Annotated in this window: 19 protein-coding genes and 1 tRNA gene; 9 read left to right on the top strand and 11 right to left on the bottom strand. The window is 70.5% G+C overall.

Going from position 1 to position 17,759, the window contains the following annotated elements:
* Positions 1-138: 138 nt before the first annotated feature.
* Positions 139-1,644 (bottom strand): hypothetical protein, encoded by a 1,506-nt coding sequence (locus ACFVYL_RS35330; RefSeq protein WP_389723540.1) that lies wholly within the window; start codon positions 1,642-1,644, stop codon positions 139-141.
* Positions 1,645-1,721: 77 nt separating this feature from the next.
* Positions 1,722-2,576, bottom strand: a complete 855-nt coding sequence (locus tag ACFVYL_RS35325) for a DUF4097 family beta strand repeat-containing protein (RefSeq protein ID WP_389723537.1) — start codon at positions 2,574-2,576, stop codon at positions 1,722-1,724.
* A gap of 178 nt (positions 2,577-2,754) precedes the next feature.
* Here ACFVYL_RS35325 and ACFVYL_RS35320 point away from each other — a divergent pair.
* From ACFVYL_RS35320 to ACFVYL_RS35310, 3 genes are all read left to right on the top strand, one after another.
* Positions 2,755-2,826, top strand: a tRNA-Val gene (locus ACFVYL_RS35320).
* Between the two features lie 395 nt (positions 2,827-3,221).
* Complete coding sequence (locus tag ACFVYL_RS35315; RefSeq protein ID WP_389723534.1) at positions 3,222-3,797, top strand: hypothetical protein; 576 nt, start codon at positions 3,222-3,224, stop codon at positions 3,795-3,797.
* 27 nt (positions 3,798-3,824) lie between these two features.
* A complete protein-coding gene (locus ACFVYL_RS35310) occupies positions 3,825-4,115 on the top strand; it encodes a hypothetical protein (RefSeq protein WP_389723532.1) in 291 nt (96 codons plus the stop codon).
* Here ACFVYL_RS35310 and ACFVYL_RS35305 read toward each other — a convergent pair whose 3' ends face one another.
* Complete coding sequence (locus ACFVYL_RS35305) at positions 4,116-4,349, bottom strand: hypothetical protein (protein WP_389723529.1); 234 nt, start codon at positions 4,347-4,349, stop codon at positions 4,116-4,118.
* 222 nt (positions 4,350-4,571) lie between these two features.
* On the opposite strand from ACFVYL_RS35305, the gene ACFVYL_RS35300 reads away from it, so the two are divergent.
* Positions 4,572-4,937, top strand: coding sequence for a cupin domain-containing protein (locus ACFVYL_RS35300; protein WP_389723526.1), 366 nt, complete (start codon positions 4,572-4,574; stop codon positions 4,935-4,937).
* A 626-nt stretch (positions 4,938-5,563) separates the two neighbouring features.
* The gene (locus ACFVYL_RS35295) at positions 5,564-5,860 is read left to right on the top strand and encodes a hypothetical protein (RefSeq protein ID WP_389723523.1); all 297 of its coding nucleotides are present in this window, start codon (positions 5,564-5,566) and stop codon (positions 5,858-5,860) included.
* 776 nt (positions 5,861-6,636) lie between these two features.
* On the opposite strand, the gene ACFVYL_RS35290 is transcribed toward ACFVYL_RS35295, so the two are convergent.
* Positions 6,637-7,209, bottom strand: a complete 573-nt coding sequence (locus ACFVYL_RS35290) for a hypothetical protein (protein ID WP_389723520.1) — start codon at positions 7,207-7,209, stop codon at positions 6,637-6,639.
* Positions 7,210-7,419: 210 nt separating this feature from the next.
* Between ACFVYL_RS35290 and ACFVYL_RS35285 the strand changes: the two genes are divergently transcribed.
* A complete protein-coding gene (locus tag ACFVYL_RS35285; RefSeq protein ID WP_389723517.1) occupies positions 7,420-8,322 on the top strand; it encodes a minor capsid protein in 903 nt (300 codons plus the stop codon).
* On the opposite strand, the gene ACFVYL_RS35280 is transcribed toward ACFVYL_RS35285, so the two are convergent.
* Both ACFVYL_RS35280 and ACFVYL_RS35275 read right to left on the bottom strand, forming a co-directional pair.
* Positions 8,289-8,594 carry a hypothetical protein gene (locus ACFVYL_RS35280; protein WP_389723514.1) on the bottom strand — a complete coding sequence of 102 codons (306 nt, stop codon included), beginning with the start codon at positions 8,592-8,594 and terminating at the stop codon, positions 8,289-8,291. The two genes, ACFVYL_RS35285 and ACFVYL_RS35280, sit on opposite strands and share 34 nt — an antisense overlap.
* A 106-nt stretch (positions 8,595-8,700) precedes the next feature.
* The gene (locus tag ACFVYL_RS35275) at positions 8,701-9,060 is read right to left on the bottom strand and encodes a hypothetical protein (protein ID WP_389723511.1); all 360 of its coding nucleotides are present in this window, start codon (positions 9,058-9,060) and stop codon (positions 8,701-8,703) included.
* A gap of 213 nt (positions 9,061-9,273) precedes the next feature.
* Here ACFVYL_RS35275 and ACFVYL_RS35270 point away from each other — a divergent pair, with 213 nt between their 5' ends.
* Positions 9,274-9,495 (top strand): DUF2277 domain-containing protein, encoded by a 222-nt coding sequence (locus tag ACFVYL_RS35270; RefSeq protein ID WP_389723508.1) that lies wholly within the window; start codon positions 9,274-9,276, stop codon positions 9,493-9,495.
* A 210-nt stretch (positions 9,496-9,705) separates the two neighbouring features.
* Here the strand turns inward: ACFVYL_RS35270 and ACFVYL_RS35265 are convergent, their stop codons facing one another.
* Complete coding sequence (locus ACFVYL_RS35265) at positions 9,706-10,317, bottom strand: DedA family protein (protein WP_389723505.1); 612 nt, start codon at positions 10,315-10,317, stop codon at positions 9,706-9,708.
* A 247-nt stretch (positions 10,318-10,564) separates the two neighbouring features.
* Between ACFVYL_RS35265 and ACFVYL_RS35260 the strand changes: the two genes are divergently transcribed.
* Positions 10,565-11,116 carry a superoxide dismutase family protein gene (locus ACFVYL_RS35260; protein WP_389723503.1) on the top strand — a complete coding sequence of 184 codons (552 nt, stop codon included), beginning with the start codon at positions 10,565-10,567 and terminating at the stop codon, positions 11,114-11,116.
* A 147-nt stretch (positions 11,117-11,263) separates the two neighbouring features.
* Here the strand turns inward: ACFVYL_RS35260 and ACFVYL_RS35255 are convergent, their stop codons facing one another.
* The 4 genes from ACFVYL_RS35255 to ACFVYL_RS35240 form a co-directional block, all read right to left on the bottom strand.
* Complete coding sequence (locus ACFVYL_RS35255) at positions 11,264-11,725, bottom strand: DoxX family protein (RefSeq protein ID WP_389723500.1); 462 nt, start codon at positions 11,723-11,725, stop codon at positions 11,264-11,266.
* Between the two features lie 79 nt (positions 11,726-11,804).
* Positions 11,805-13,823 carry an FAD/NAD(P)-binding protein gene (locus ACFVYL_RS35250; protein WP_389723497.1) on the bottom strand — a complete coding sequence of 673 codons (2,019 nt, stop codon included), beginning with the start codon at positions 13,821-13,823 and terminating at the stop codon, positions 11,805-11,807.
* 264 nt (positions 13,824-14,087) lie between these two features.
* Positions 14,088-15,740 (bottom strand): alkaline phosphatase D family protein, encoded by a 1,653-nt coding sequence (locus ACFVYL_RS35245; protein WP_389723494.1) that lies wholly within the window; start codon positions 15,738-15,740, stop codon positions 14,088-14,090.
* A 182-nt stretch (positions 15,741-15,922) separates the two neighbouring features.
* Positions 15,923-16,576 (bottom strand): HNH endonuclease family protein, encoded by a 654-nt coding sequence (locus tag ACFVYL_RS35240; RefSeq protein ID WP_389723491.1) that lies wholly within the window; start codon positions 16,574-16,576, stop codon positions 15,923-15,925.
* A gap of 507 nt (positions 16,577-17,083) precedes the next feature.
* On the opposite strand from ACFVYL_RS35240, the gene ACFVYL_RS35235 reads away from it, so the two are divergent.
* The gene (locus ACFVYL_RS35235; RefSeq protein ID WP_389723488.1) at positions 17,084-17,662 is read left to right on the top strand and encodes a TMEM165/GDT1 family protein; all 579 of its coding nucleotides are present in this window, start codon (positions 17,084-17,086) and stop codon (positions 17,660-17,662) included.
* The last annotated feature ends 97 nt before the right edge of the window (positions 17,663-17,759 follow it).

Below are 17,759 nucleotides of genomic sequence, written 5' to 3'. Positions count from 1 at the left end.
GCCTCCTTGGCGCGCGCGGAGGCCGTACGTCCGTACGTCCGTGTGTCCGTACGCCGTTTTCCGTACGTGACGGTGACTCCAGGGTCCGCCCGGAAAAGAGCGACCGCCAACCGGGCCGCCGATGCGGAGAGCGGGCTCTCAGGCGCCCTGCCCCCGCTCCTCCCGTATCCGCGCGACCACGCGCGCCACGGTCGTGCGGACCGCCTCGGTCTCGGTCAGGAAGTGCCAGTAGTCCGGGTGGCGGCCCTCCAGGGCGGCCACCGCGGAGTCAAGGCGGGCCACGGACTCGTCCAGCGGGCGGGCGTGGCGCGGCTCGGGGGTCTGGCGGCCCGCCATCGCGAGGCGCTGCGCGTCCCGGATCGCGAAACGGGTGCGGTCGATCTCCTGCTGCGGATCCTTCGCCACCGCGTTCAGCCGCTGCAGCCGGTCACCGGCCGCCGAGACCGCCTCGTCCGTGGAGTTCAGCAGCGCCCGGACCGTGGAGAGCAGCGACGTGGCGTCCGGCCAGCGCTGCTCGTCGCGCGCTTGCTGCGCCTCCTTCAGCTTGGTCTCGGCCTGTCGTACGTTCTCCGCGGCCTGGTCGGGAACGCGCTGCAGGTCCTGCCAGCAGGCGGCCGAGAACCGGCGCCGCAGCTCGCTGAGGACCGGCTCGACCTGGCCGCTGCGAGTGGTCAGCGCCTGCGCGCGGGTGCGCAGCGACACCAGGCGCCGGTCGATCTCGGCGGCGCGCTCGGGCAGCCGCTCGGCCTCGGCGCGCACGGCCTCGGCATCGCGCAGCACACGGTCGGCGCGCTGCAGGGTCTCCGGTACGCCGTGCCGGCCCGCGCCCTGGTTGAGTCTGGTCAACTCGGGGCCGAGGGCGGCGAGGCGGGCTGCGAGATCGTCGGCCTTGAGCCCCGCCGCACGCACGGAATCGAGGGCGTTGCTCGCGGCGAGCAGCGTCTGGCGGGCCCGCTCCACCGCGGGGGCGAGCCGGGCCAGCTGCGTCTCCGCCTTGTCGAGCAGCGGGCCGAGGCCCTGCCGGAAACGCTCCAGTTCCTGCTTGGCCTTGCCCAGCTCGTCCTTGGCCTGGGTGAGCTCGGTCCTGGCGCGGGCCGCGACCGACGAGTCCAGGTCGTCGCGGTCGAGGTCGTGGGCGTCCACGGCGCTGATGTACTGGTGGCTGACCTCGTCGATGCGCCGCCCCATCGCCTCGAAGTCCGAGACGGCCCGCTGACCCGCGGGCGAGGAGTCCACGGCGACGATGGTCTCGATGGAGATGCGCAGATCGCGCTGGGCGGTGTCCAGTTCGTAGAAGGCGGCGGCAGCGGCGTCCTTCGCGGCCTGCGCCTCGGCGCGCAGACTCTCGCCGCGGCCGCCGAACCACCGGCGCGTACCGCCGCCCGCGAAGGCGGCCGGGGCGGTGGCGGCGAGCAGCGGCAGGGCGAGGGCGACGGCGCCGGCGAGGGTGAGGAGATCACGCAGAGGGCCGCCGCGGCGTACGCTCCCGCGGGAACGACGGGCGGGCCGGCGCGGAGCGCGAGCCGTGCCCGCCGCGCGGCCCGCGACCGCCGCCGTGCGCTCGGCCGCTGCGCTGTCCGATGATGGCTGTGTATACGGCTGCGTTCTGTCCGGTGTGTACGGCTGCGAAGGTGTCGCCGTCACTATCCCTCTCCCGTACTGTCATCCGCCCTGCCCGGTGTCACATTCTCCCACCGGTTAAGGACGAATACACGGGCCGGTTAGTTCGCGCTGTACACGGAGACGCTGCCGTCGGAGCTGCGGACGTCCACGTGGTGGGCGCTTTCGTCGTCGCGCGGCACCGAAACGTCGACGGAGCCGTCGGAACTCTCGGTCCGTACGTCGTACGCGATGCCGGCCCCGTCCTTCGTGCGGGGCACCGCGATGTCGACGGAGCCGTCCTTGCTCCGCGCCTCGACACGGTCGGGCACGGCGGCCAGCCGGAGCTTCACGGAACCGTCCCTGGTCTCGACGGCCACGCGCCGCGACGTGACCCCGTCCGCGCGGACAGAGCCGTCGGAGCTCCGCAGTTCGAGCGGTCCCGAGGCGCCCTTGACGGCGACGGACCCGTCGGAGCTGCGCAGGCTCAACGGCCCCGCGGAGTCCTCGACCGTGACCGAGCCGTCCTCTGTACGCACCTTCAGCCCGCTCCGGAGCCCGCCCGCGGTGACCTGGCCGTCCTTGTTCTCGACGGAGACGGCGACGCCGCGGGGGACCTCGACGCGGTGCCTGGCCGAGCAGTTGGTGATGACGCCGGAGCACGTCACGCGGAGCGTGAGCCGGTCGCCCGCCATCCTCCACGTCACCTTCGGATCGCTGCCGAGGACGGTCTTCCCGTCGAACCACCGGGTCACCCGCACGCCCTCGGCGCCCTTGGCCGCCGGGACCAGTTCGACAGCGGAGTGACGGGAATCGATGGTCAGCGTCCTGCCCGGCAGCGCGAACGTCCGGTGATCGGGATCGGAGTCGTTCTTCGCGTCGGCCCCGCACCCGCCGACGAGCAGGACGACGGCGACCGTCCCGCCGCCGACGGCGAGTGCGTGGGCGGCGCGCGTACGACGGGTGCGCACGGGCATGGCGGTTTCCCCCTGGAAGTGATCTTGTGCTTCTCGACAGTCAGACTGTACGGAGCCGTCCACCACCGGAGGATCCGGGCCACCACCGGATCCGGGGTGGGGTTAACCCCCGGAATCAACCCCCCGGAACGGGTTTGCGGGGCACTGCCTGCGACAAGGTAGGCTGTCCACTCGTCCCGGGCGCGTAGCTCAGGGGTAGAGCGCCTCCCTTACAAGGAGGATGTCGGCGGTTCGAAACCGTCCGCGCCCACCGGGTCTGACCAGGCAAAAGGCCTCCTGCCAAGATCGGCAGGAGGCCTTTTGTAGATCATTTAGGAGTGATTCAGGAGTCGGCTTCGGGATTTTTTCTCCTGCGAGCACTCCGCAGCGGCCCGCTGCCCGCGCTCCCAACGAGCCTCCAGACAGTCCAGACGGTGCTTCCGCATCTCCGGCGTCACATGCTCGTAGGCGCCCTCAATGTCCTTGGGCACCCACCCCATCGTCAGGTACCGCAAGGCGCGGTCCACGCCGTCGTCCTTCATCCGACCAGCGCGCCAGAAGGCAGCCGCAGGCATTGAACGGGTGACTGGCACACAGGACTTGGCCGCCTCGTCCGCAGCGCCGGGCGTAGCCGCGCAGAGCGTCACGGAGACCAATAGTGGAGCTGTGACCGTCCAAGCCCCCAAGGACGCCACCGGAAATGTGAAGACCACGGCTCCTGACGGCACGGCATTCGGGCTCGGCCTGCCGCAGACCAAGAGCGTCAAGGGCGTGAAGGCGGGCTCCGGGACCATCGTCTACCCCAACGCCGCCGACTCCACCGACGTCGCCGTCCAGCCCACCACGGACGGCGGCGCCCGCACACTGGTGACCCTCAAGGACAAAAACGCTCCCACCGAGCAGCGTTTCGCCCTCCAGATGCCGACCGGGACCCACCTGGCCGCCAACGACAGCGGCGGCTACGACATCTTCCAGGACAGCGGGAAGGGATCCACCGCTCTCAGGGGCACCATCTCTGCACCGTGGGCCAAGGATGCCAACGGTAAGGACGTTGCCACCAGCTACAAGCTGGAAGGCGGCACGCTGGTGCAGAAAATCAACACCAGCAGCACCACGGCCTTCCCTGTGGTCGCCGACCCCCACTACACCTGGGGCATCATCAGCAAGAAGTGCCTGAAGATCAAGAGTTACGGGAAGCCCGGCGAATACTCGGGTAAGCAGGGCGACGGATACTGCCGCTGACCTCCCTGCGACGAAAGGTGCACTTCGATGACGATCCTCTGGCTCGCGCTCATCGCAGTCTTTGTCCTCGTCGAGATCTGGCTGACGAAGCGGAACCATCGCCGGTCCGCATGGCGCACACTCGACGGTGACCGCATTGCCCTGGCCGTCGGCGTGGCATGGTGCGCCATCGCTGTCGCCGTCGCGTGGGCCGATGACAACGACCCCATTGGCGGCCTGCTCTTCGGAGGACTGACAGGCACCATCGTTGCCTGCCTCGTCGCCTCGGCGCGACGCAAGACCGCATACCTGCGAGGCAAGAACAACGCCTCGTACTGATCAAGCCCAAACGCCGTCAGGGCGGGCCGCCCGTCCGTTGTCGAGCACCTCGACAACGTCACCCGCCACGCTGCACGTGACCCAGCTCGACACCCCGAACGCCACGGCCCGGTTCGACCGCGCTTCTGGGGCTTCGGCCACGGCGTCGATGACGGCGAGCACCTCCTCGTGTCCGTCGTCCGGCAGGACATCCATCACCGCGGCGGCCCGGTCCCTCAGCTTCACCCTGTGCATAAGGCCCCCTTGGTACACAGGGGCAGCACGGTAGAGCACGAAGGACGGGAACATGCGTGCCTGTGGATAACGCCACCGCGCACCAGGAAACCCCCAGTGGCGTTCCCCGGTTGAGAGGCAGACGATGGAAGGAAGGGGTCGGCTGGTGATGTCGACCGTGGACCCCGCGGCGGCAACGACTGACTCCAGAGCATGGGCACAGCCCGAATGGAGGAAGTCGTCATGATGGAGGTCAAGACGGTCCAGAAGCCGGACGAGCGGCGAGATTTCCCCCGCGGCCACCTCGAAGCTGTTCATCTCACAGGACTCGACTTCGCCGTGGGCACCTTCGAGCCCGGCTGGCGTTGGTCCGAGTCCGTGGCCCCGCTCGCGGGGACCGAGAGTTGCCAGATCCACCACAACGGCTACGTCGTCGAGGGGCGGATGCACCTTCGCATGGACGATGGAGGCGAAACCGAAGTCGGGCCAGGCGATGTCTTCGTGTGCTCACCCGGTCACGACGCCTGGGTCGTTGGCGACGACTCGGTCGTTCTGTACGACTTCGCGGGAGGCATGGCACAGGATTACGCAAAGGCAGCGGAGGGATAGCTCTCTGACGAGGGAAGCGGTTGCCCCTCCACAGCTGGAAAGCGCCTACGCCGCCTCGTACTTGTGAGCCCGGCCGCCGCGCCCACCTCAGCCACCCGGGGACAACATCGAGCAGCCCTTCCGCGTCAGACAGCCCGGCCCGGCGCAGAGACTCCACGACCCGATCGGAGGGGCACGTGGCCCCGGTCCACGGCTAGAGAGCGTGCGGCCGTCGCTGAGCCCCTCCGGACAGCGGCGGCCGCACAGGCGCGGGGCAATGCTTCCCCCATCTCCTCCGCGCTGGCGTCCTCACGGACCTGGGGGTGCGGGAGCTGGCCCCGGGTCGAGACATGAGGACGTCCAGGCCGGGGCTGCATTCGCTGCAGAGCGTTGCCCCGGCCGCTTAGGGTCTTGCCTCATTGCGGGCCCGGGGGCTGGGGGTCGGGCGCGCTCGCCCTAGCGGCGGGGGTGGGGGCGGCGCACCGGGCGCAGCTGCGGCTACTGGGCCCTCCCGCGATCCCAAGGCACTCATCCCGATCACCTTCGGCATCGTCTTCGGGATCCTCCTGGTCGGCCGCCCCTCCGGGGTCCTCGGCAACGCCACAGGCTTCCTGCGCTGGGGAGGCAACGTCGGAGGCGGGCTCACCATGGGCTTCCTCACCGGGCAGAACGCCACCACCTTCGCGCAAGCCGCCGCCCCCCGGCTCGACGACAAGGGTGCCATCGTCGTCACCGCCCTCGCCGTGGGCCTGTGGCTGGTGCGCAAGAAGGTCCCCAAGCTGCCCAAGGGCAAGTGGAAAAAGGGCGTGTTCATCGGGGTCATGCTGTGCATCTCCACCGGCACAGCCGCGGTCATTGCGCAGGCCGTCGTCGGCGGTGCCAACGACCTCGGCGCGCAGCTCTTCGAGGTCGCGCAGACCGCTGACGTCGGGACACTGGTATGAGCGCCCCGACTACCGTGCAGTGGCTGCGTGCCGCCGAGGACATGCCCACCCGCGACCCGACCGCGTTCCTGACGCCGACCGGCACGCTACCGACTCCCGCAGCTCGCAAGGCGGATGGGTCAAGGACGGGTCACATAAGCCGAAGTAGAAGAAGCTGAGTCCAGGGCCCTGCCGCACCCTCGCCCCGGCAGGCCCCTGGAACTAGTCAGCCAGCTTTTACGAACACCGCTATGGCAGTCGCGGGGACGGCTCTTGGGGATCCTCAGCGCCCTGACTGCTGATCCGTGGAACAGGTCGATATGGACCCAACTTCGGCCGCTGATTCTTCCAGAGATGGCGATGCCACCGCCTGACGCACCACACAGCAAATGTGATCGGCGCAAAGGACAAAATGGTGGGGACTGCTGGCGGCAGCCACAGCCAAAAGGACAACGGCCACACTACAGCGACGACGATGGGGAGCATGACACTGAGGCCGAGCAGAAGTGCCCCCCAGACGTCGTCAACCCGAGACCACCAAGATTTCCCCTGCAAATACGGTTCGAACCGCATCATTATGGAAAGCGCCAGCGTTGTGGCCGGCGCCAGCAGCCATGGGGATGCGGGCATACCGCGATTGCCGAAGAATTCACCGATCAAGGTCGCAGGGATGTACGCCGGAAGCAGGAACATGCCCATATAGACAGCGGCTGACGCTACAGCCCCAAGGTCGTCACCCGAGTCAGCAACCTGCTCGTCAGAGTCATGTTTCACTGCCGCCTTATCCTCTCACCTGACTACAGGCATGCCTCTGCTAGTGCGGGAAGGCCCGTAGAGTTGACTATCAGGTTGGCGATGTCCTCATCGATGTGGCCAGGGTACTTCTTGTGCTTCAGGTATGCCCAAACGGCTTTCGCTACCTTCTTGCCATTCTTGACGATCCTGTACACCTTCGCAATGCCGATTCCATTCTCGGCGGCGAACTTTGCCACTGCGGTCGCGCACTGGAACCAGCCTCGCGTGGCGGGTTTCGCACTGGAACTCTGGTTCAGGAAATCCGCCACCTCCTGGAGCGCTCCCTGATCTCCTGCCTCAACACGCTGGATGAGCGGCTCAGGGATCGAGGCGATGAGGTCCAGCGCCTTCTGGATCGCAGCCTCACCCGCCTCGTCGCTAATGTTGGATAGGTCGAGACGGGGCGTAACGTTTCCGGCACCCTGAACCGTGAGTGCAAGTGTTGATGCGCGCGATTCCTGTGTGTGATCAGTAGCAAAGGCTGGCCCGGAAATCACCGTACCGACCATGGCTGCAGCTACGAAAGCAGCAGTAGCGGCACCGAAACGGCGGCGACGAGTCCAGCGTGACGACATGACGCTCCTTCAAGTCTCAATTTCAGACGCAGGGCGAAGCGTGGACCGGAATGAGATCGATCCAGTTCGTTCAGTCATGACCGGACGCTACTTTGCTTTTCGGGCTAGATAAATCAGAAAAATCCGATACGACGATAGGGTCCCCCTTTCATCTCCCCGTCTCCTGGCGAACTGATCGCTTCATGCGTAGGTGCCTCACGTAGGGGAAATATGGGATGCCTGGCGACCCCGGACCACACCTATTCAGCGGGGCCTTCGCTATTCCCGCCCACGCTGGCGCCGATCGCGATCTTCCTGCACCGCATGCTCGAAGGCCCTGACCGGGCGTACGCGACCACCCCGTACTCGCTCGACGACACCGGCCTGAGCGACGTCACCGACGGGGTGCAGATCCGTATGCGGGCGGGACCGGACCCGCGCGAAGTCCTCGACATGGCCGACGCCGTCCGCGACCTCCTGCACATGCGCGAGGACACGGTCGTCGGCGGTGTCCGGCTCTCGCTGATCTGGCGGCAGTCCCAGGCCCCCACGGGGCGGTACGAGCATGGCCGCGAAGAGCTGACCAGCAACTATTACGCCCGCTCGAACCGGCCGGGCCCCCACATGTACGAGTGGAAGGAGACCGCGTCATGTCGACGCCGACCGAGACCGCTCTTGCGCGCCGCGCCATCCAAGGCGCACCTGCGGTTCTTCGACCGCGACGGGCTGCCCGAGGCATACGTCGGTAAGGCCCTTCCGGACGGGGAGCCGCAGGGAGGCGCGGCGCGCGACCTCGACCAGGTGCAGGTGACGTTCACCGGAACGGGCTCAGCGGTCCCGCCCGACGCCCGGCACCTCGACAGCGTCGCCCGCCACGCCGCACGCGGCCCAGCTCGGCGACCCGAACACCGCGAGCCCCTCGGCCTCGCGCCCGTCCTCGTCCGCGATCCACTGAAGCGTGCGTTCCAGGTCGCCTGGGTGTACGCATTCCAGGAAAGTGCAGCAGGGCGAGGTGGGTCAGTGGAGCGAGGTCGTCCACGCGTGCGGCTCTATGGCGCCGAGCTGCGGCAGTCCCGTCGGATCGTCCGCGTAGCCGGGGGTCAGCGGCCCGAGCCCGGGTGCGTCCTGCGGTAGCGGCGGTCCCAGCGCTCCTGGCGTTCCTTGCGGAGGCGGTAGTCGCGGTAGGTCTTGGGGTAACCACCGCCGCCTCCCGCGCCGCCCGCTCCGCCACTGCCGCCCGCGCCACCGCCCGCGCTCCCCGCGGAGTCGCTCTTCTTGGTGGCCGAGCCGCCCTCGTAGAAGCGGACCAGGTAGAAGGCGAGCGCGGCCGCGGCCAGCCACAGCAGCGGCTGGTCGAAGCCCAGGCCCACGAGGGCCAGGATCGCGACGGCAATCAGGACATTCATGGCTGCGCCTCCGTGACCCGAGGCAGCTCGAAGAGGGCTCGAGAGTGACTCGAAGACGACTCTCGTGCGTGGCTGGTAGCGAGTCAACGCCCGGCCCCTGCGCCTGTCAATGGCTTGCGGGCAGGGAGCCGTCCGGTGTCTCGTGCACGTGTTTGAGCCGGGCCCTGGCGGTGACCGCGTCCGGGCCCGCGATCTGCTCCCAGTAGCTGTGGCAGCTCACGAAGACCGCCAATTCCCGCTCCCGCGCGCGGAGTTCCTCGACCTCGGCCTGTTCGTGCGGGGTCCAGCCGGGGGAGGCGGGGCGTTCCACTTTGCGCCAGCCGCCGGTGTCGCTGAAGCCGTCGAGAGGCTCCACGGACCAGGGCAGCCGTTTGAGCAGCGCCAGGAGCACGGAGCGGACCTGGTGCAGTTCCTCCTGGCCGGCGAGGAGGTCGCTCGGGAAGTCACGGGATGGGGTGGCAGGCACGCCGTAATGGTACTCCTGTTCGAATTGGGTGTGCGAGTGAATGAGACCCGGAGGTGGGGCGGACTTCTGTGAGGGGCTCTACGAGGGGTGGGGGTGGACAGGCATGTGGGTGGGGGTATGCGGGGCCGGGGCCGCCGGTGGCGGGTGGCGGACGGCCCCCCGGCAGACGGCAGACACCCCCGGCGGACGACCCGCCGATGGCAAGCTGGAAGCATGTGCCGAAGCATCAAGACGCTCCGTCCACCCGCCATCCCCGACGACGCCACCGAGGAGGAGATCCGGGCCGCCGCGCTGCAGTACGTGCGCAAGGTCTCCGGGTTCCGCGCCCCGGCCGCGCACAACCGCGAGGTCTTCGACCGCGCCGTCGACGCCGTGGCCGAGGCGACCGCGGAGCTGCTCGCCAAGCTGGAAGTGCGCGGGGCGCGCGCGTCCTAGGCCCTGTCGTCAAACTCGCGTCTGCCTCGCGGCGTCTGGCACGCATGCTCGCCGCGTTGTCGGGCTCATCCCGGTACGCCCAGTACCGGGGTGACCCTCCGCCTTGCGATCGCACGCACCAGACGCCGCGAGGCCGCCCTCCGGGCGAACGACGCGAGCTTGACGACAGGGCCTAGGCGGCGTCCGCCGGGTCGGTCCGTAACCCGCGGATCAGCTCGCCGCGGGCCGCCGCACCAGGAACGCCGCCCCCGCCCCCGCCGCGAACAGCGCGAGCAGTGAGACGCCCGTCGCCAGCCAGGTCGCGCCCAGCCACTGGCCGCCGAAGTAGCCGAGGGCGACGCTGTATCCCGCCCAGGCCACGCCTGCCAGTACGGACCACGGCAGGAACTCGCGCAGCTTGCGATGGGCCGCGCCTGCGCCGAGGGAGACGATCGAGCGTCCGGCGGGGGCGAAGCGTGCGATGACGACGAGGATGCCGCCGCCCCTGGCGAGCGCCGTGCCGAGTCGTTCCTGCGCGCTGGTCAGGCGGCGGGAGCGGGCGATGGCGCGGTCGAGGCGTTCGCCGCCGCGCCAGGCGAGGCGGAAGGCGACCATGTCGCCGAGGACGGAGGCGGTGGCCGCGCAGAGGGTGAGCACCATGATGTCGGGGACCGGGTGCGGGACGGGCCCGGCGCCGGTTCCGGCGGCAGCGGCAGCCGTGGCGGACATGATCACGATGACCCCGCTCGGCAGAACCGGCACGAAGACGTCGAACAGGACGGACAAGGCCACGACCGCGTAGATCCACGGACTGCCGGTCAACGCCCCCACACTCTCAAGCACCGTAACTCCCCGTTACTCCCCGATCGGCAGCGCGGTGCCGCTGTGTAGCGGAGGACGGCATGAGCAGCCTGATGACAGCTGTACAGCGTACGCCGCGGGTGCGGCGGAAGATCCACGGGGGCCTTAGATGTTCCCTACATCACGTTCACCCGGCTGCCTCCCCCGATGCGGTGTACGGCACCGAAGTCCCGTACGAACGAGTCAGTACCCACGCCGTGGGCGAGTGACACGAGGGACGGAGCGGGCGATGGTGGCAGTGATGGTGGCCGGGGCTGTGGCGGCGGCGGTGCTGGCCGCGGGCGGTGGTGCGCCCAGTGGTACGGGGCACCCCGAGGTGCGGACTGAGGCGCGGTTCGCGCCCCCTTCGGCCTTCGTGCCCTCGCCCGCGGTGACGTACGACATGGGGCTGGTGCCGGCGGCGTCCTGGATCGCGGTCGAGCAGCGCGACGAGAAGGGTGGCACGGTCGTCACGCTGCGGGTCAGGGGGATGAAGCCCGGGCACGCGTACGGCGTGCACGTGCACCAGAAGCCGTGCGGCACGGTGCCGGAGGCGGCCGGCGGTCACTACCAGCACCGCGTCGACCCCGTACAGCCGTCGAAGGACCCGGCCTACGTGAACCCGGCGAACGAGGTGTGGCTGGACTTCACCGCCCGGGCGGACGGCTCCGGAGAGGCCGGTGCGCGGCACCGCTGGGGGTTCCGGCCGGGCGAGGCCGCTTCGGTGGTGCTGCACGACGTGCCGGGCGGCGCGGGCGAGCGGGCCGCGTGCTTCACCGTGCCGTTCGAGCCGACGGGTTGAGCGCCCTCCTACGCACGGACCGCGTACGAACGGCGCCCCCTCCCCCCGTATGTGCGAGGAAGAGGCGCCGTCCTGAGCGGAGCCGGTGAGCCGTGGGCCCGTGGGACCCGTGGGACCCGTGGGATCAGGCCACGAAAGCCGTGCGGATCAGGCCGCGACAGCCGTGCCGCGCTTCGTGTCCGCGTCCTCGTCGTCCGTCTCGCTCGTGCCCCGCGAGGGGAAGAGCCGGTCCAGGCCGAACGCGCCGGGGCCGGTGAAGACGATGAGCAGCATCGACCAGCAGAAGATCGCGGCGGCCTCGCCGCCGTTCTCCATGGGCCAGAGGGCCTCCGGCTGGTGGACCTTGAAGTAGGCGTAGGCCATCGAGCCGGACGAGATGAACGCGGCGGCGCGGGTGCCGAGGCCCAGCAGGACCAGGGCGCCGCCGACGAGCTGGATGGCGGCCGCGTACCAGCCGGGCCAGGTGCCGACGGGGATCGTGCCGCCGCCCGCCGCGCCGCCGAGGACGCCGAAGAGCGAGGCGGCGCCGTGGCAGGCGAAGAGCAGGCCGATCACTATGCGGAACAGGCCGAGGGCGTAGGGCTGGGCGGTGTTGAGACGTCCAGTCATGGTGGGGGACTCCTTCGGTTGGGGGACGGTAACCGAGCGGAGGCCCAAGGTTAGGGGCACCTAATCAGTGCTTGCAAGTTCAACATTCGGTCATCCGGAGATTCCGCTTCGGCTCCCTCCCGGGTTCGGACGCCGTCCCGGAGGCCCCCGCGGCGGTGCGCAGCGCGGCCCGCGCCACCGCGTCCGCGTCCGACAGCGTGATCGAGTCGACGCCAGGCCTGGCACCGGCCGCGGTCACCCAGTGGACCCCCTCGGTGGGCACTCCGAACGCGAACCTCCTTGCCTGTGGCCGACCTTGACGGTCGATCAGGCGATAGGGGCGCGGGGTCACATCCACGCCTCCGGTTTCGTAGCCGTCGACCACATGGGGGCGGCATCCGCCGTCCGCGAGGAGCTGTTCGAGGAGTGCGTCGGCGGTGCGGCGCACATCCGGCTCGGGCAGCCGGGCCTCGATCAGCGTGGTCACGCTCACAGTGGAGTCCGGCACGTCGGGGGAGTGCGCGCGGAACGCCCCGCCGTCGGTCCGCACGGCCAGGCGTGGGCCGAGCACCTCCAGGACCCCCGCCTCGATCAGCGCGGCCATCTCCTCAATGCGGCGACGCGGCGGGCCGATCGAGAGGAACGCGTTGAGCGGCGTGTACCAACGGTCCAGGTGGTCGCGGCGCGAGGGGCCCGACAGGCCGCCGTGGTCAACGATGCCGCGGAGCTCGTTGCGCAGGTCGCGCAGGACGTCGAGCGCGGTCTTCAGCGGGCCCGCGACATTGCCGAGCGCGGCCTGCGCGGCGTCCTCGCGCAGCCGGTCGAGGAGCCAGGCGCGGTGCGCGTCAGGGGTGGCGAAGGGGCGGTCCGGGTGCGGGCGCGAGAGCCGGTCCCAGGACCAGCGTTCGGCGTCGCGGACACCGAACTCGGCCAGTACGAGGGCCTCTTGGGGGCTCTGGTGCTCCGTGGCGAGAAACCGCTCCCGGAAGCCGCTCGGATCGCGGTGGGGACGGTCGTCCCGGCCGTGGGCACGGTCGTCCCGGCCGCGGGCGGCGTCGCGCGGCGCGCCGCCCCGGCCCGCGAGCAGCGCCGTGTAGTAGACCGTCTCCACCTCCTTCGCGATCAGCGGCCATATCTCGGCGAGGAAGTCGGGCGCTTCGCCGCTGTCCGCGCGCTTGCGGAAGCGGGCCACGACGTCGGCGGTGAGGACGGCGGGCTCGTGACGCCCGTAGGGGCCCTTCGCGTTGTCGCCGCGCGCCTGGTACGGGACGCCGCGCCGCGACCCGGCGTACAGGCGCGGCTCGTGGCCCGATGGCTCATAGCGCAGGACGCCGTCGGGCGTGCGCAGGTACCGGCCGCCGCGGCCGCTCGTCAGCAGCGCCATGTGGTCGAAGAAGTTGAGGCCGAGGCCGCGCAGCAGCACGCGCTCGCCGGGGGCGATGACGGAGAGGTCGAGGTCGGCGGGGTTGGCGGGCGGGAAGTGGCGCAGGCCGTGCCGGGCCGCATGGTCCGCCAGGTGCAGCTGTTCGTCGTCGCCGGCCGTCGGCAGGTGGCCTTGCGCCAGCACGACCGCGGCGAGCCCGGAGAGTTCGAGTCCGTCGTCCAGTACGAGGGTCTGCAGTCCGTCGGACGTCTCGTCGAGGCGTACGGCGCGTGCCGCGTGGACCTGGACGCGGATCGTGGCGGGGGCGGCGCGCACCGTTTCGGCGAAGACCCACTCCAGGTAGCGGCCGTAGCAGGCGCGGGTCGGGTAGTCGTCGGGCCCGAGCCCCGGTATGTGCCCGTCGGCGGCCCACTCGTACAGGCTCGGGCCCGTGCGTATCGGGCCCGAGCAGTCGACGCTCGCGTCCGTGAAGAGGGTCACCTGCGAGGCGACGGTGTTCATCAGGAGCTCGCCGGACTGCGCCGTCCGCCAGACGCGGCCCGCGCCGGGCGGAGCGGGGTCGACGACATGGACCGTCAGCCGTGTCCCCGGCGGGAGGAGTTCGCCCGCGGACGCGCAGAGCCGTTCGAGCACGCTGGTGCCGCGGGGGCCCGCGCCGACCAGGGCGAGGGCGGGCGCGTCCGGGGCGGACCGGCGCGGCGCGGGTGGGAGCGACGCGGTGACAGGTGCGGACAAAAGCGTGGCTCCCGGGGCGTAGAGGGCGCTGGAAGAGGCGAGTCCGCCTCATCATGCCGTCGGACGCCCCGATGGCGAACCCCGTCCGGAGGACGCGCTTCCGGGTGTGGGGTGCGTCACGCGGGGTTGGTGTGGCCGGTGTGGACGCGGGGTGTGAGGCCTGTGTGGACGCCGTATATGGGGTGGATTTCGTGCCCGCGTGCGCGGGCGCGCGTCACGTCCGTCCGCGTACGGAGTGCACGTCCTGCCCGCCGCTCATCCCGCTCACGACAGCCGTAGCTCCTCCGCCGTCTCCAGGCGCACCGCGCCACCCCGCTCGGCCCGCGCCTGGTCGAGGCGGAGCCGGGACGAACGGCCGCGCAGCGTCAGCGTCATGAGCTGGTTGCCGAACCACGGCCCGCCCGTCCTGTCCCAGTCGATGCCCGCCTCCGTCACCCGGGCGTGCCGCGCGATCCGCCGACCGAGGCCGCGCCCCACCCGGCTCCAGCCGAACCGGAAGCCGAGCTTGATCGAGGCGGGGATCGAGTTGTGGACGGGGGAGCAGGTCAGCTGCAGGACGCGGGCCTCGGGTCCGCCGCCCGCGGGCCAGCTCGGCTCGGCGATGTAGGCGTGGTGGACGTCGCCGGAGAGCACGCACACCGTCGCGGGGGCCCGCGGTCCCGTACCCGCCTCCCCGATCAGTTCGGTGAGCGCCTCGAAGGAGGCGGGGAAGGCGGCCCAGTGCTCCAGGTCCGCCCGTCTGCGCAACGTCTCGCCGAACCGGGCCCAGCGGTCGCCGCGCTCGCCGCGGCACAGCGCGGCGTTCCACCCCTCGGCGTCGTGGATGAGGTGGGGGAGGAGCCAGGGCAGGGAGGTGCCTATGAGGAGGTGGTCGTATCCGCCCGGGTCGGCGAGGACCTGCTCGCGCAGCCAGCGGGCCTCGTCGGGGTCGAGCATGGCGCGCTTGTCCTCCTCCAGGACGCGGGCCGCGCGGGTGTCGAGCATCAGGAGCCGTACGCGCCCGAAGTCCCGCCGGTAACTCCAGCGGACGGAGGTCGTGTCCGCGTCGGCCGCCGAGGCGAAGGCGCGCAGCGCGTCCGTGCCGTCGGGGGTCGCGCACACGGCGGCGTAGACCTCGTCGGTCGCCAGCTTCCCGGGCGGCAGATTGCCGAGGTGCTGATGGACCCAGTACGACATCAGGCCGCTCAGGATGCGCTCGCGCCACCAGGGCGTGGCCCGCATCCCGGCGAGCCAGGCAGCGCTGGTGTTCCAGTCGTCTATCACGTCGTGATCGTCGAAGATCATGCAGCTGGGGACGGTCGAGAGGAGCCAGCGGACCTCCGGGTCGAGCCAGGACTCGTCGTAGAGGCGGGTGTACTCCTCGTAGTCCGCGACCTGGGCGCCCGGCGGCTCGGAGAGGTCCCGGCGGGACGCGAGCCAGCGCTGGGTGGCCTTGGAGGTCTGGTCCGCGTACACCTGGTCGCCCAGGAGGACGAGGACGTCCGGGCGCTCGGTGTCCGGGGCGGCGGCGACGCGGGCGGCGAGGGTGTCCAGGGCGTCAGGACCCACGGGGTCGGCCTCGTCGGAGGGTGGCGCGGCCCAGCGGCAGGAGCCGAAGGTGACGCGCAGCTCGTCGTCGCCGGTCCCCGAGGGCGTACGGATGGTGCTCGCGGGAAACGGCGAGTCGGGCAGCGGCCAGGCGGCGGCCCGCGCGCCCTCGCCGAGCCATACCTCGTACGCCGTCGTCGTGCCCGGGGTCAGGCCGGTGACCGGCACGAGCGCGTAGTGGTGGCCCGCGATCTGGAAGGTGCGGGCCGCGCCGCGCGCACCGTCCGCGCACCGCACCTCGGCGGTGCAGGGCCGGTCAACCTCGACCCAGACGGTCGCCGTGGACCCGTCGACGTACCTCAGCAGTGGACCAAGGCGCAGGCGTGCCACAGGTGATCACCCTCCTCCATCGCCCCGTACGGTACGGAACGACGGAGGTGGGCGGGGTGGTTCCGGGATTTCCCGCCGGGCGCCCGGGAAGTCGGCCGCCTCGGGACCAGCAGCCGCTCAGGGTCCAGGCCTCAGCAGCCGCTCAGGACCGAGGGCTCGGCAGTCCGTTCAGGATCCAGGCCTCAGCAGCTGTTCAGGATCGAGGACAGGGCGCTCTTCTCCTCGGAGTTCACGTTGAGCTTGTAGTGGTACTTCACGTCGACCCACATCCGGGCGTAGTAGCAGTGGTACGACGTGGTGGGCGGCAGCCACTCCGCCGGGTCCTTGTCGCCCTTGGCCTGGTTCACGTTGTCCGTGACGGCGATCAGCTGGGGCCGGGTCAGGTCGTTGGCGAACCCCTGGCGCTGCGCCGTGGTCCAGCCGCTCGCCCCGGACTTCCACGCCTCGGAGAGCGGCACGACGTGGTCGATGTCGAGGTCGGACGCGGCGGTCCAGGTGGCGCCGTCGTAGGCGGACTTCCAGGTCCCGGAGGTGGCGGCGCAGCTGGAGTCCTGCTGGACGTCGGTGCCGTCGCGCTTGAGGACGACCTCGCGGGTGTTGCAGGCGCCGGACTGCGTGATCCAGTGCGGGAACTTGGCGCGGCTGTAGCCGTCGGAGGAGCCCTCGGCCTTGACGGTGAGGCCGCCGAGGTAGGTGCGGGCCGTGGCGGCGCTGACCGGTGCCGGGGGCGCGGCCTGGGCGGGGGCGCCGGTGAGCAGGGCGGTGGCGGACGCCAGGGCGACGGCCGCGGCGGCGAAGGCGGAGCGAGGGTGTCGACGCGCGTAGACGACGGACATGTGAACTCCCTTGAGGTGGGGGGTGGTTGGCCGGTGGGGCGGCCATGGTCGCGGAGCGGGGTTGCCGGTGGATGAGCGGTTGGTGACAGGGTCGCGTCAAATGGGTGCGGACTTCAATAGTTCTGGCGGTGTGTCATGTGCGGGGCAAGGTCCGGACGTTGGTCCCATGTGACCCACGTCGCACCCTCAGGCGCTCCGTGTCGCGCCGGAGAGGGCCAAAAGGCCCTGGCCGGGGGCGGGCGGAGGTCGCGTACCATGGACGGCGCAGAAGGGGAGTAGCTCTTCGCCGGACCGTCGACATACTGCTCAGCTCGTCTGAGCCGGCGCCCGGAGGCAGGCCCTGTGGGGCAGGCCAGCGAGACCTTCGGCAAGCAGTGCCTGGCGCGCGCATCCGCGTGCGTCCGGACGCGCACACCCGTGTGCGTCCATGTGCGCTGCCGTGCCGAGGTGTCGTACGCGAAGCGGTGGAACACTCTCGGTGGGGCAGCCCCGACCGATTGAGGAACCTTGATCAGCTTCAGCGTGACGGCGCTCGTCTTCGGCGTCGTCTTCCTGGCCGAGTTGCCCGACAAGACGGCGCTGGCCGGACTCGTCCTCGGCACGCGCTACCGCGCCTCGTACGTCTTCGTCGGCGTGGCGGCCGCCTTCGCCGTCCACGTGGTGCTCGCCGTCGCGGCGGGCAGCGTCCTGACCCTGCTGCCCCAGCAGCTGGTCCACGCGCTGACGGGCGTCCTCTTCCTCGGCGGCGCGGCGATGCTGCTCCTCAAGGGCGGCGAGGACGACGAAGAGGTCCGCCAGCCCGCGGACCAGAGCTTCTGGAAGGTCTCCGGGGCGGGCTTCATGCTCATCCTGGTCGCCGAGTTCGGCGACCTGACGCAGATCATGACCGCGAACATGGCGGCCCGCTACGACGACCCGCTCTCCGTCGGCCTCGGCGCGGTGCTCGCGCTGTGGGCGGTCGCGGGACTCGGCATCGTCGGCGGAAAGGCGCTGATGAAGCGGGTGCCGTTGGCGCTCATCACGAAGATCGCGGCGCTGCTGATGCTGGGGCTCGGGGTGTGGAGTCTGTACGAGGCGATCGCCTGATCCGGGGGGGTGCCCCTATGACTTTGGTCAAGGGGTTGGGGCGGGTTGAGCTTCGTAGAAGGTGCCGTCGCGGAGCATCGCGAAGAGGACGTCGGCT

The organism is Streptomyces sp. NPDC058308 (genome assembly GCF_042880275.1).
Lineage (GTDB): Bacteria > Actinomycetota > Actinomycetes > Streptomycetales > Streptomycetaceae > Streptomyces.
Note: the sequence above shows the minus strand (reverse complement) of the source record. Positions and strands in the feature narration are given on the sequence as shown.